We start from the raw sequence: 12,587 nt of genomic DNA, 5'->3' as shown, positions 1-12,587 counted from the left end.
TTTTTAATTATTTTCGTTGAAATGAAATTAATTCGATTTTTACTTTTTCCGATAGCCGTCTTATTTGATTTAATTACATCAATCAGGAACTTATTTTTTGATTGGGAGTTTTTTAAGCAGCATAGATTTAAATTACCAGTAATAGTTGTGGGAAATTTAAATGTTGGGGGAACAGGGAAATCTCCGCAAGTAGAGTATTTAATTCGTCTTTTAAAAGATGAGTATAAGATTGCAATTTTAAGTAGGGGCTATAAAAGAAAAACAAAAGATTTTCAAATAATAGACATCAATCATTCTTCTGAAGATGTTGGAGATGAACCTTTGCAATTTTATAAAAAATTTGAAGAAGTTGATGTAGCTGTTGATTTTAATAGAGTCAATGGCATCAACCAACTTATAAAAAAAGTTAAACCACAGCTTATTCTACTAGATGATGCATTTCAGCATAGAAAAGTGAAGGGGAGTCTTTATATTCTATTAACAAAATATAATGATTTGTATTCCGATGATTTTGTTTTACCGACAGGTAATTTAAGAGAAAGTAAGAGAGGTGCTAAGAGAGCAGATATTATTATTATTACCAAATGCCCTCAAAATATGACAAAGGAAAAACGATCTTCCATAGTTAATAGGCTTAAATTACTAGATAAACAACAGATCTATTTTTCAAGTATTAAATATGATAAATTCATTTATTCAAATAATAATAAATTGTGTTTAAGTAATCTTAAAAATACAGAGATTATAGTTGTAACAGGCATAGCTAATCCATTGCCACTACTGGATTATTTAAGTCAGAATAATATAAAATATAATCATATAAAATTTCCAGATCATCATAATTTTTCGGAACAAGATTTTAACAAAATAAAAAAAATGCAAAGTAGTTTAAACACAGAAACAAAAATTGTATTGACAACTGAGAAGGATTTTGTTAGATTTGGAGCCTCGTTAAACAATCTCTTCTACTTGCCAATTCAAACAGTTTTTTTAGAGAAGGAAAAGCAGTTTAATGATTCTATCATAAATCACATTAAAAATAAAATCAATTAATTTGGTATCGTTTTTGTGCTAACTCTTTTTAATTTTAAGATTATGAAATCCGTTTTATTTGTTTTCTTTGCTTCTGTTTCATTAACACTTTTTTCACAAAATGAAGATGTAGTCATGAAACTTCATGAACTGCCAAAATGGGAACAGACATTTCAAATTGCTAAAAACAAAGCTAAAAAAGAAAATAAACCAATACTCATCTATTTTTCTGGCTCCGATTGGTGCGGACCTTGTATTAAGTTAGATAAAGAATTATTTCACACCAAAGAGTTTGTCGATTTTTCGAAAAACAAATTTATTTTGTATTTGGCTGATTTTCCGAGAAATAAAGATTTAGTTTCAGAAGAAACTAGAAAAATAAATGCAAAACTAGCTAGAAAGTATAAAAACTCTTTTCCATCGGTCGTAATAATTAATAGGAAAGGAAAGGTGCTAGGTGAAAGAAAAGGAAGCTATTTGTCAAGTTCGTATTATTCATTTTTTGAATCAGTTTTACATTAGCTTTTAAACTCTTTAATTGAGTTTGCCGCTATTTCTTTAATTTCTTGTTCATTTTCTCTCGGGCAAATTAAAAGAATATCATCTTTTTCGATAATTATAAAATTGTCTAGTCCTTTAATAATTACTTTCTTATTGTTCTCTGTTCTAATCATATTGCCATGAGAACTGTTTAATATTGTTTTTGCGCCAACTACAGCATTATTGTTGTCATCTTTGTCAAGTTTATGATAAAGAGATCCCCAAGTACCAATATCATTCCAACCAAAATTAGCAGGAAGAACAAACACATTCTGAGCGTGTTCCATTACACCAAAGTCTATTGATATATTTTGACATTTTTCGTAATTATCCTTTATGAAAGTTTTTTCTAATTCAGTATTGTAAATGTTGGGAACATCAAGAACTTTGACTATTTCAGGGAGGTGTTCATTAAATGCTTTAATAATACTTTTTACAGACCAGACAAATATTCCTGCATTCCATAGAAAATCTCCACTTTTTAAAAATTGTCTCGCCTTTTTTATATCTGGCTTCTCCGTAAAGTTTTTAACTTTCTTAACGGTTAAAGTATCATTTTCGAATTGAATATATCCATAGCCTGTATTTGGAGATTCAGGTTGAATACCGAGTGTCATTAAAATATCTTTTTCTGTACATTCATCAAAAGACATTTGGATATTATCTAAAAAATCAGCCTCATTTTCAATCCAGTGATCGGAAGGAGCAACAAGCATTAAGGCATCTGGATTTTCATTATATATTTTAAGGGCTGCATATAAAATGCATGGAGCAGTATTCCTCATAACAGGTTCTAAAAGAACTTGATCTTTTTTTATTTTAGGTAAATGTTCTAGTACTAAACTTTCGTAATTTGTATTAGTAGCCACTAAAATATTTTGAGAGGGAATTAATTTATTAATTCTGTCGAAAGTATTTTGAATTAGAGACTCTCCAGTACCTAACATATCATGAAATTGTTTGGGGTATTTTTTTGTACTTACTGGCCAAAATCTTGAGCCAATCCCACCTGCCATAATAACTGCATAACAATTACTTTCCATAAGATAATTTAAATTGATTTAATCTTTTTTGGTATTACTTCGGTATTTTGATTGAAAAGATATACTTTATTGTTGTTAAGGTTAATACACTCATAACGAGTTCTCCTTTTTGAGCCCTTTTGATATGTAACATCTTTAAAGTTAAACAGACTACCTTCTGAAAGTCTAAAAACAAAAGTTTTGCCTTTACCAGCAATACCATAGCGCAAAGCTAATGATAAATTTACATCTGTGTCCGTACTTGCTTTAGGATTTTTTAAATATTTAGCAAGATGTGGTAGTATAGATAAAGGATAAATGTCAGGTCGTAGAAAAGGAAGCATTAAATGCTGAAATATAATTTTCCATTCTTTTCCATGAGCTTGAACTTTTCCAAATTTGACATGCGTTACATGATGTGCAATTTCATGAATAAGTGTTAGTAAAAACTGATGAGGATTTAAGTTATTGTTTACTGTAATTTGCATTTTTCCATTACCAAGAGCTCTGAAGTCACCATGTTTTGTTTGGCGCTGATTCACAATTTTAAGAGTAACTTTATGCTCTTCAATAAGAAATTGTACGAGTGGTAAAGCCTTTTTTGGTATATATTTTTCTATAGACAAAAGATTTTTATTTAAGGGGTTGAATTTGATACTTGTAGGACTTTGCCGTTATAGTATCTATTCCCATTGATAGAGAATTCCATTATGTAGTCAGCCATTTCTTCTGCAGACATTGGGGCTTTATATCCAGGAAAAGCTTCTTCTAACATTTCAGTTTGTACAGCTCCTAAAGCAAGTACATTAAAAGCAATTTGTTGTTCTTTATATTCTTCAGCAAGTAGCTCTGAAAGTGTGATTACCGCTCCTTTTGCGGAGCTGTAAGCAGCTAAACCAGGGAATTTGACGCTACCTTGTACTCCTCCCATACTACTAATTGTTACAACGTGACTTTTATCGGGCATAAAAGGAAGAATATTTTTAGTTAATTCAGCAACTGCAAAAACATTTATTTTGTAGACACCTAGAAAATCATCTGAAGAAAGTTCAGAAAAAGGTTTATTGATTAATTTACCAGCATTATTAATCAAAATATCAACCATTTTCAAATTGGAACTAATGTAGTCTACAGCCTTATGGATACTTTTTAAATCAGATAAATCTGTTGAAATAGAGGTTATGTTTTTGAAGTTAAGTGTTTCTGTAGGTTCTATATTTCTTGAGAGTGCCAGAACTTTGTGACCTTGCTTAGCAAGTTTTTTTACCAGTTCAAATCCGACGCCTCTACTCGTGCCAGTGACAACGATATTTTTTTTCATCTGTTAAGTTTTAATTTTTAAGACCCCTTTGTAGGATCCTTCTATGTTTAGAACAAAAAAATTATTTGATTAAACAAGTTTAAGATCAAGAAAATCGTCTTTAGACGTTGTTTTATAATTTGCTTGCTGAATTTTATTAATTTGAATTGAATCTTCTATTTGTATAAATGAAGCTAACGCCTTGTAGGTTCTTAGAATAACAAAAGGCATGGCTAAACCAAAAGAAAAAATGATCAAAGCAAAATTAATAATGGTTAACCTAAAAATATCTCCTGTCCGAACATCAAGTTGGAACCTAGTTTTTATTTCATTTTGGTTTACTTCAATATTGTTTATATAAAACTGTAATAACTCCTTGATAAACCAAAAACTGTAAATGCCAAATGTTGAAGGGAATAAGAAAATAAACTTAATTTGTATCCAGAATAATTGAGCTCCTTCACCTTTGAATTCAAACGAAAGATTGCCAAATCTTAAATGACTGATAATATATTTTCTTAATTCAGTAAAAAACCAAGGAGTGTATATTCCCAGAGTTAAGAAGGTAGTTAAAAGACCTGAAAGAAATTTCCAATAAAGCTCAGATTTTGATCCTAAATAATGAAATTGTATTCCTTTCCAAAGTGTATTTTTTGCTCTGTACTTTAATGTTCCATGAATTACCATAGGAATTATTGAAATAAAAATAAAATAAGAGATAGCAAAAAGAAAAGGATATAACCTATTATTGGGGGCAATAAAAGAAGTGAACAAAAAGAGAAAAGTAATAGCTATTATAACGAGTAATATCAAGTAACTTTTGAAAACATCCTTAGCCGTTCCAACAAAATTAAAGCTATTTTCTTGGAGGATCGTTGAACGACAATGGAATTTTAATAACGCTACTTTTGCCCAAGGATAATATAAACCAAACGTAACTATTGTTAGTAAAATACTTTTAAAATAAAGTAATATAAATTGAGATGTATTACTATAGTATTTCATGGTTTTTTTATTTGTGTTATCTCTTAAATTCATTTTTATTAGAAGTAAATTTAATCTAGTCAGTAAAATTACTGAAATTATTTTTCAGAATCTTGTTTTAAATTTTAGTAAATAAAAAAACCGTCTATTTTAGACGGTTTTTTTATTTACTAAAATTAGATATAAATTAATTAATGTCCCAAAATATATTTGAGTTCATCGTATCTCCGTCCGAAAGCTTTTTTCTTGCTTCATCCCAGTTAGTTCTATTTATTAATTGTTCTTTTTGAGGATATGTTATCCTACTAGGAATTTTATTTAATCCTGGAACAATAGGTTCAAAAGTATCACCATTAAAGGTATCTCCTGGAACGACTAAAGTCTTAGGGAATGCTGATTTTCTGTATTCTGTCCAAGCTTCTAAACCGTCCATGTAAAGTGCAATATACTTTTGTGTTAGCACATTTTCTTCAGATGAAGAAGGTAGTGAACTGATATATGTAGTTGCATCCGATGAAGCGATTCCCCAAAATTCCATAGAAGCTTTTATACCATTCACATAGTGATTTTGATCCCATGACTTAAATTCTGACCTGATAAATTCAATTTCAGAATAGGTAAGAAGTGGTTGATTATAATCAGCTTTTATTATTTGCTCATGAGGTCTTCCTTCATTTTTAACCGCGCGTGCTGCGCTATTACCAAATCCATAAGGCACACCTATAACTTCTGTGGTTTCTTTTGCTTTATCAAAATAATGATCAACTCTAGGATCTTTATCTGTTAGTGTAGCAAAAGGTCCAACATTATTGTATAATAATTCAGTAAAAGGTAAAGCAGGTGCAAAATCTTCTCTTTTATTAACATTAAAAGCAACATGCCATGGCCCTCCTGTTAAGTCGTTCCCACCAAATTTAAAAGTAGCATTATCCATATTACTGGTAAATGCTTTGTTATCAGATTCGTTAAACACGGAGTTAGCTAAAGCTTGATCAGATTTAATTATATGTGATGCTAGTCGAAGTCTTAAAGAGTGTGCAAATTTTGACCAAAGAGTAGGATCTCCCTTATAAATATTATCACTTTTTTCGTAGTCTTCAAAAAAGACTCTTTTACTTAAATCCATCTTATTAGCGGCATCAAGTAGTTCTGCTAGTATATCTTGGTATATAATTTTAGCATCTGTATAAACAGGGCTTGTTATACCTTCTTTTAGTCTTAAAGCTTGAAAAGAAGGGTTGTCTTTTTGCCCAAAACTCCAATATGGAACATCTCCAAACGTATCGACTAGTTTGGTAAAGGTAAAAGCCATCATAATTCTTGCAACCTGTATCTGATTGTTATTATTTCCAAGAATAGCCATGTTTGGAGCAGTTTCTGGATTACTATTTAAATTAATGATTTCTTTCAAATCAGTTAATATTCTATATGGCCACTCCCAAAAGGATTCTATTTGACTTGTTCTTAGTGCATATCTATTTTCATCGGTATAGAATGTTTGTGCCCAATATTGAGAGAAACCTAAAAAACCTCTTCCTCCAGTCCATTGGTCATTCAATTCATAAGCTAAGTCAAATTGAGCGTTGGTTAGTAATGAGTTAGAAGTTGCAACAACAGGTTGATCAGGATTGTCTATATAATCGGTGTCACAAGCATGAAACAAAGTCATAAAAGCAAAACCTAACAGAGTATATTTTATTTTTTTCATCATTTTAATTTTTAGAAAGATAAGTTTAAGTTCATTCCGTATGATCTAACAGAAGGTTGTAATCCTCCTTCTAGACCTTGAATGTTGCCTGAACCAGTTGATACAGTTTCAGGATCAATACCATCATAATCAAGTCCCCATGTATATAAATTTCTACCGAAGAAGCTAATTCTTGCTTTTTCGAAAATTTTTAAGAAATCGCCTTTGAAAGTATATCCTAAAGAAACTTCTCTTAGCTTATAGAAACTGGCATCGAAAACATTTTGAGCATCTGGGCCGCCATAATGATTTGTCGCCCAGGCTTGCGCTCCTATGGTTTTTGTGTTAGGCGCTGTATTGGTAACTGTATATTTACCATTATTATCAAATGTAACGGTACCAGTTACGCCAGGTAAGGTTACGCCTGTTTCACGAATATTATTCGCAGCAGTTTCATATAACATTCCTGAAAACATTCCCCATTGATGAGTTGTAGAAAAGTATTTACCCCCTTGACTAGTTTCAAGCAAGATACCCAAATCAAAATTTTTGTATTTAAACGTGTTTTTTAGTCCTGCTGTAAAATCTGGGTTAACAGATCCTAAAGGAACTAAATCTCTTGTAGCTGCATATTTTCCTGAATCATTGATTACCTTATTACCGTTATTATCGTAGATAAAATTAGTACCCATTATTGTACCATACTGCTCGCCAACTACAGCTGTGATTTGAGTTCTAAAGGGAGCACTTGATAGTAAAATAGAATTTAAACCTTCTTTAAGTTCTACTAATTCATTTTCATTTTTTGCAAAATTCAGATCGACGTCCCACGTAAAGTTATTATTGGTTACAGGTTTAATACCTAATTGTACCTCTATACCTTTATTCGTCATTTTACCAGCATTGATTAGCTGAGAACCATAACCAGTGGAATAAGAAAGGTCAAGTGGTATAATTTGATCAGTAGTTTCATTGTTGTAATACGTGAAATCTATATTTAAACGTCTATTCCAAAAACTTAATTCAGTACCTACTTCCCATGTAGTGGTAGTTTCATTTTTAAGATTAGGATTTAACAATCTATTAGCCGCAGAAACCCTACCTACTGAATTAAAAGGATCTCGTATTAAAAAAGTATTAATAACTCTGTAAGGAGCAGTATCGTTACCCACTTGTGCCCAACCAGCTCTCAATTTACCATAATTAAACCAAGAGGAATCTTCGAATAAAAGATTGTTAAATACCCATGCAAGAGAAGCAGAAGGGTAGAAGTACGAATTATTATCTTCAGGAAGCGTTGATGACCAATCGTTTCTCGCAGTTAAATCTATAAATAGCTGGTTGTCAAAAGATAAATTTAAACTTCCAAAAATACTGTTTACTTTTTTAACACTTTCGTTAGAAGTTCTGGCAAGCGGGCCTCTTCCATTATTGATATTGTAAATATTTGGTATGCCTAAACCTCCTGTTGTAGAAATTGCTCTAGAACTTAAACGGTTGTCTCTTATATTACCTCCAAGTAAAGTAGAAAACTTAAATTTGTCAGATAGTTCTTTGTTGTATGCGGCTGTAAATTCATAATTGTATTCTTTAAAGTCATAGGTTCTTTCTAAATAAGAAGACTGTGATTGAGAACCAATAGCTGTTCTTTCTGAATTTCTAAAATTATAGGTGTCAGCATAAATACTACCTTTTAAAGTTAAATTGTCCGTAACACTATAAGCTAAACTTCCAGCTCCATATATACGAGTTCTTTTGTCTTCAGGTGTATTCTCGTAAATTGTCCAGTATAGGTTGTCCGAGTAATTAGGTTCGGCTTCGTTCCAAGCTTTCCTATTCCAAGTTCTTTGAGTACCATCTAGATTTTTGTAATTTTTGAGTCTCTCATAGTCTAACTGTCTGTGTCCCCATTGAAATAGTTTTTGAGTAACGCTATTGTCAGTGTAGCCTATAACAGGACGTTGTCCTTTCGTTTCAACATAATTTAAGGAAGAAGTAGCTGTTAAATTACTAGCAAGTCTTTGCGTTAAGCTTAATTTGGCAAAATGTTTGCTAATTTTTGTATTAGGTATAATACCAGTTTGTTTTTGATGCCCTAAAGAGAATAAAAAGTTTCCTTTGTCAGTAGCGGTAGTTAAGCTTATCACATTATTGGTAGCAATACCCGTTTGAAAAAAGCTATCGACATCGTTTTCAGGAGCTACCCATGGTCTAGTTTTTAAATAGTCATTAGGAAAACTTTTTTGATCAAATGCATCCCAATGTAAAACATTTAAGTTAGGATCATACTTAGGTCCCCAACTTTCATCTGTAGCATAGTCCACGAGCATGTATTCCGTACCATTTATAGTTTCTGTAGCAAAACCATTTTTACCTCCATTAGACGTTGATACTATACCACCACCACCATATTCTCTTTGAAGTTTAGGTAAGATGGCTACATCGGATAAAGTAATTGTAGAATTTATGTTGATCCCCAGTTTTTTAGAGTTCTTTCCCTTTTTGGTAGTTATTAAAATAACACCGTTTGATGCTCTTGATCCATAAAGTGCAGCAGCCGGACCTTTTAAAACTGTTAAAGACTCAATGTTACTTGGGTCTATGTCATTTATGGTACTACCAAAATCAACACCTCCTGAACCTCTTTGCGTATCATTCGTATTAAAATTTGAATTATCCATAGGAATTCCATCAATAATAAAAAGTGGTTGATTTTCACCTGTGACAGAATTAGTTCCTCGGATAAGGATGCGTTGCGAGCCACCTAGATTTCCTGATGGAGAATTAATTTTTAAACCAGCTACTTTTCCAGAAAGGGCGCTGATAGCATTATCGTTTTGCGCAGCTGTTAAGTCAGAAGATTTTACCTTAGGCGCCGAGTAGGCTAAAGATCTTTCTTGTCTGTTTTGACCAAAGGCTGTAACAACAACTTCATCTAATACATTGTCATTGGCCATTATTACATTCATTTTATTGGAGTTTCCAACAGTTTTTTCAATAGTTTTCATTCCAATGAAACTGAATACTAAAATATCTCCTGAATTTGCTTTTATGGTATAATTACCATCAAAATCAGTTTCTGTTCCTTGAGTAGATCCTTTTTTCAATATAGAAACCCCGGGAAGTGGTCCTGAATCATCTGATACAGTTCCTGAAATCGTTTTTTCTTGTGCAAAAATTACTTGCACACCTAATACTAGGAGCAGTATTAGTGTTCCAATAAACTTTGTTTTCATTGCGTAATTGATTGAATTAATTCTTTCAAAATTCTTAAATTAAACTTTAATAAGCAAAGAAATAAGTTGAGAATTGAGAATTTTAACGCTCCAATTATTTATGTAAAATGCTAGTTTGTTGTAATTGAGTGTTTTATTTGAATGTTGTTTTTTTTTTACTTTTTGTTAGATAAATTGTTGTTTAGTATGTGGAATATTTCTTTATCAATTATTTAATTAGCATTCAACTGTTGTACCAGAAAGAATTTATTTTTTTAAATAAAAGCTTTTTGTTAATTATTATTAATTGATATTTAATTGTTTATATGGTGTGAGTAAGTTTCGTGTTTAACGTAAGAGTTAATTATTTTCTTTAAACACAGTTGTCATAATTATAGCTGTTTTTTCCAAAAAAGAGGAGAGAATAGGTTTTATTGAATTACTTATTTTATAATCAATATTTTGTGTTGTGTTTTTATTTTTGGCAGGCTATGTTGGTTATACAGCTAGTTAATGGCAAAATAGGGATATAAAAATAAGTAAAATATCTTTTCGATCTTTTTTAGTGAAGTTCTATAAAATTAAACAACATATTCTAAAAATGTCAGATATTGAGGTGGAAGGAGTTGGGTAAATAAATGTTGTTATTAATCAAGCTAATAAAGTTTTAAAAAGGGGTTGTTGAAAAAAAGATAAGCGGAAGTGTATTAAAAAAAATGTCAGTTACTTAAAAAATATGGTGACCAACTACAAATAATAAGAAGAAGTAGCTATGGTAAGCTTATTTATTTGTTATCTAGATACTTTCGTAAGATGACTATATTTAGAATGGATAACTTAATCGTACTATTATTTAAATCTTCTAAAATAGCTAATAACTAATAAATTAAATATTTTTAAAAATCATAATAGAAGCTACATGTTTAAAATCTTGTATAAACAGTTATACAAAAAGACTATTCTGAAAGGTTGTAAAGTATTACCCTAGGTGCAGTTTATTATGGTAATGAAAATTATCTCGATTTAAAAATTATATACATTGGTACTTTTTGAAGCATAATTACTTCTATAAAAACCAAAATAAAAAAAATACGGTCTTTTTGGTCTAAATTAAGAATGAGGAGTCAGATACTTTTTACCAATTTATTAGACAGGAAACAGCAATGCTGATTGCTTTGAAAAAAGTTAAATATTATGCTTTACTAGGCAAAAAATAGTTATTTCTAATTGTTTAGGTACTCATACCATAAAAAAATAAATTTAGATAAATTAGACTTGTTGCAATGGTTTATAATCTTAAAAATTTCAGTTTAACTCTTAAATTTAATTATCCGATTTTATAATTATTACTCAATAAAACGACTTCAAAAGCGATATAAAATATATTAAAAAAAGAAAATCGTCTAAAATTATCTTTTAGACGATCTCTATATTTTTATTTATAACAATAACGTTATTTAAATAAAATTAGTTGATTAAATATTTAGTTATCCCATCCAACTCTTTTAAATAACAAGTCGTCATCTCTGCCGGGAGCATTATTGTTGAATAAATATTCATTTTCTGGATAATACCATCTTCTTGGTATAGAAGTACCTGTTACAGGTGTTAAAGAGGGAATACCAGTCCTTCTCCAATCGCTGAAGGCTTCTGGTTGAACAAACATTCCTATATATTTTTGAGTCATTATATGGTTCATGGTAAGGCTTCCGATACCTGGATTAACGGAAGTTTGAGCTACATAAGCATCATATTCTGTAGTAGATAAACCTATCTCTTCAAACGAGGCTCTAATTCCATTTAGGTAAGCTGTATGTTGTTCAGCTGGATTAGTCGAGGTTTCTGCAATTATAAATTGTATTTCTCTATATGAAATCAAATCTTCTCTCTGATTATTGGTGAAATATGGATGACTAGCATTGAAAGTAACACCTAAAACTCCTAATCTATCGGTGTCATTTAGACCTTGCATAATACTTCTTAATGTAGGGTGGAACTCAATATCTCCTTCTCTTTCAGTATTAAATCCATACCAAGGAGCATCATTGCCACTACCAGGATAAGTGAACCCCATATTATCGCTTCTGCTAGTAAAACCCATTTTTGCTTCTGAAAGAGCATTGGCATTATCACCTAAATGCAAGTAATATCTTGCTAAGATACTATGAGCAGCTAATTTCCATTTAGTAATATTTCCACCGTAGATTACATCATCATTTCCAGGAGCTATAGTTCCCGCTGGACTATCAAAAAGTGTAAAAGCGTCTGTCAATAATGTTTTGATAGCAGGGTATACGACACTACTTTGGCTATCGTAAATAGGGCTAGAATTCTCCTGTCCTAGACCAGCTTCAGTGTATGGAATATCTCCAAAAACATCAGTAACCATCATTAAGGTATAGGCTTCGAGGGTTTTTGATATTCCCAAATAGTGATTTAGCCCATTAGTTGATGCTTCGTTTTTTACAGCTTTTAGTTCGATAAAAACTTTTTCATAAAGTTGTGTCCAAGGTTGATTGAATCTTACAGGTTGAATATCATATTTGTTAAAAGATTCCCATTGTCTTTCAACACCTTCTACATGCTGAATAAACATTGTATTAAAGTTTGAAAATAATCCACCTTTAGAGTCAATAAGAGCTAATTCAATTGACGGTAAGGCAACATTAATAGGAATGCTTAGAGGTGCATTAGGATCTGAATTGTCTGTATCTTCAAAATAACTTTCACAAGAAGTTATAATAAAAGTAGATACAAAAAGAATGAATATATTTTTTAAGTTAATATCTTTAAGTTTCATTTTCTCA

At 30.9% G+C, this 12,587-nt stretch carries 9 protein-coding genes; 2 read left to right on the top strand and 7 right to left on the bottom strand.

Annotated elements, in window-relative coordinates; all coding sequences use genetic code 11:
- Positions 1-21 precede the first annotated feature (21 nt).
- Both lpxK and AC2GW8_RS06010 read left to right on the top strand, forming a co-directional pair.
- Complete coding sequence (gene lpxK / locus AC2GW8_RS06015; protein ID WP_440881867.1) at positions 22-1,053, top strand: tetraacyldisaccharide 4'-kinase; 1,032 nt, start codon at positions 22-24, stop codon at positions 1,051-1,053.
- Between the two features lie 42 nt (positions 1,054-1,095).
- The gene (locus AC2GW8_RS06010; protein WP_440881866.1) at positions 1,096-1,554 is read left to right on the top strand and encodes a thioredoxin family protein; all 459 of its coding nucleotides are present in this window, start codon (positions 1,096-1,098) and stop codon (positions 1,552-1,554) included.
- Here AC2GW8_RS06010 and AC2GW8_RS06005 read toward each other — a convergent pair.
- The 7 genes from AC2GW8_RS06005 to AC2GW8_RS05975 form a co-directional block, all read right to left on the bottom strand.
- Complete coding sequence (locus AC2GW8_RS06005) at positions 1,551-2,615, bottom strand: mannose-1-phosphate guanylyltransferase (protein WP_440881865.1); 1,065 nt, start codon at positions 2,613-2,615, stop codon at positions 1,551-1,553. The two genes, AC2GW8_RS06010 and AC2GW8_RS06005, sit on opposite strands and share 4 nt — an antisense overlap.
- 8 nt (positions 2,616-2,623) lie before the next feature.
- Positions 2,624-3,220: a SprT-like domain-containing protein gene (locus AC2GW8_RS06000; RefSeq protein ID WP_440881864.1), complete on the bottom strand. Its 597-nt coding sequence runs from the start codon at positions 3,218-3,220 to the stop codon at positions 2,624-2,626.
- An 11-nt stretch (positions 3,221-3,231) separates the two neighbouring features.
- Positions 3,232-3,915 carry an SDR family NAD(P)-dependent oxidoreductase gene (locus AC2GW8_RS05995; protein WP_440881863.1) on the bottom strand — a complete coding sequence of 228 codons (684 nt, stop codon included), beginning with the start codon at positions 3,913-3,915 and terminating at the stop codon, positions 3,232-3,234.
- Positions 3,916-3,984: 69 nt separating this feature from the next.
- Positions 3,985-4,932, bottom strand: coding sequence for a DUF898 family protein (locus tag AC2GW8_RS05990; RefSeq protein WP_440881862.1), 948 nt, complete (start codon positions 4,930-4,932; stop codon positions 3,985-3,987).
- Between the two features lie 133 nt (positions 4,933-5,065).
- Positions 5,066-6,586, bottom strand: coding sequence for a SusD/RagB family nutrient-binding outer membrane lipoprotein (locus AC2GW8_RS05985; RefSeq protein ID WP_440881861.1), 1,521 nt, complete (start codon positions 6,584-6,586; stop codon positions 5,066-5,068).
- An 11-nt stretch (positions 6,587-6,597) separates the two neighbouring features.
- Positions 6,598-9,801 carry a SusC/RagA family TonB-linked outer membrane protein gene (locus AC2GW8_RS05980; RefSeq protein WP_440881860.1) on the bottom strand — a complete coding sequence of 1,068 codons (3,204 nt, stop codon included), beginning with the start codon at positions 9,799-9,801 and terminating at the stop codon, positions 6,598-6,600.
- A 1,462-nt stretch (positions 9,802-11,263) separates the two neighbouring features.
- Complete coding sequence (locus AC2GW8_RS05975; protein ID WP_440881859.1) at positions 11,264-12,580, bottom strand: SusD/RagB family nutrient-binding outer membrane lipoprotein; 1,317 nt, start codon at positions 12,578-12,580, stop codon at positions 11,264-11,266.
- Positions 12,581-12,587: the final 7 nt, after the last annotated feature.

The organism is Tenacibaculum profundi (assembly GCF_057162725.1).
The sequence above is the reverse complement of the archived record's forward strand: the minus strand, read 5'-3'. Positions and strand labels throughout refer to the sequence as shown.